The 1,172-nt window shown below is 73.8% G+C and carries 1 protein-coding gene; it reads right to left on the minus strand.

Annotated features, from left to right (window positions below; all coding sequences use genetic code 11):
- Window positions 1-1,172, minus strand: a 1,172-nt coding sequence (locus PROKR_RS06380) for a proline dehydrogenase family protein (protein ID WP_211240046.1), incomplete at both ends; no start/stop codon positions are given.

Genomic DNA, 1,172 nt, shown 5'->3' on the forward strand with positions numbered 1-1,172 from the left:
GGTTCGCGGCGACGGCGGGGTCGGTGTCCGCGGCGTTGCGGAACGGCCCGGTCACGGGCTCGGGCGCGGTGCGCGGACGGCGGCGCGGGGCGACGTCGTCGGCCGAGTAGTGCACACCCAGCTCGACGGAGTCGCGGAAGGCGGCCTCCTGCCGGTCCATGGCGGACGTCGGGGCCGACGCGGACGGCGGCGCGAACGCCGCGTGCAGGAAGTTCTGCTCCGTCGCGTTCTCCTCCAGGCGGCGCACCAGGTAGGAGATGGCGACGTCGAAGTCCTCGTCGCGCACGACCGGGGTGTAGAGCACCACGTGCCCGTTGTCCTTGGCGACCTCGTCGCGGACGGCGGCGGCCTCGGTGGGCGCCATGCCCTGGAGCATCTCGATGTCGAGCGCCTCGGAGACGCCGCGGGCGCGGCCCAGCAGGATCGCGAGCGCCACGTGGAACAGGTTGTGCGACGCCGCGCCGATGCGGACGGCGCGGGCGCGCTCGGGGCGCAGGGCGTGGTCGAGCATGCGCACGTAGTTGGCGTCGACGTCGGGCTTGGTGGCGTACGGCGCCTGCGCCCAGTCGTGCAGGGCTGCCTCGACGTGCTCCATCGCGAGGTTGGCGCCCTTGACGATGCGCACCTTGATGCGCGCGCCGCCGTCCGCGACGCGCTTGGCCGCGAACTCGGTGAGGCCGTCGAGCGCGCCTAGGGCGTCGGGCAGATAGGCCTGCAGCACGATGCCGGCCTCGAGGTCGCGGAACTCGTCGCGGCCCAGGATGTCGGTGAACACCGCGGTGGTCAGGGCCAGGTCGCGGTACTCCTCCATGTCGAGGTTGAGGAAGACGCCGTGGTCGCGCGCGGACCGGTAGAGCGGCAGCAGCTGCTCGACGACGCGGTCGCGGGAGCCGTCGAGGTCCCAGGTGACGAGCTGCGCGGCGACGCTGGAGACCTTGATCGACACGTAGTCGACGTCGGGGCGCTCCACCAGCGCGATGGTGCGGGCCAGGCGGCCGGCCGCCTCTTCCTTGCCGAGCACGGCCTCGCCCAGCAGGTTGACGTTCAGGGTGTAGCCCTCGGCCCGGGTGCGGGCGAGGTGCGCGGTGAGGCCGTTGCCGGCGTCGGCCACGAGGTGGCCCACGAGCTGGCGCAGGCGGGCGCGGGCGGCCGGGACCACGATGCCCGGGAGC

This window comes from Promicromonospora kroppenstedtii DSM 19349, from assembly GCF_000515355.1.
GTDB classification, from domain to species: Bacteria; Actinomycetota; Actinomycetes; order Actinomycetales; family Cellulomonadaceae; genus Promicromonospora; species Promicromonospora kroppenstedtii.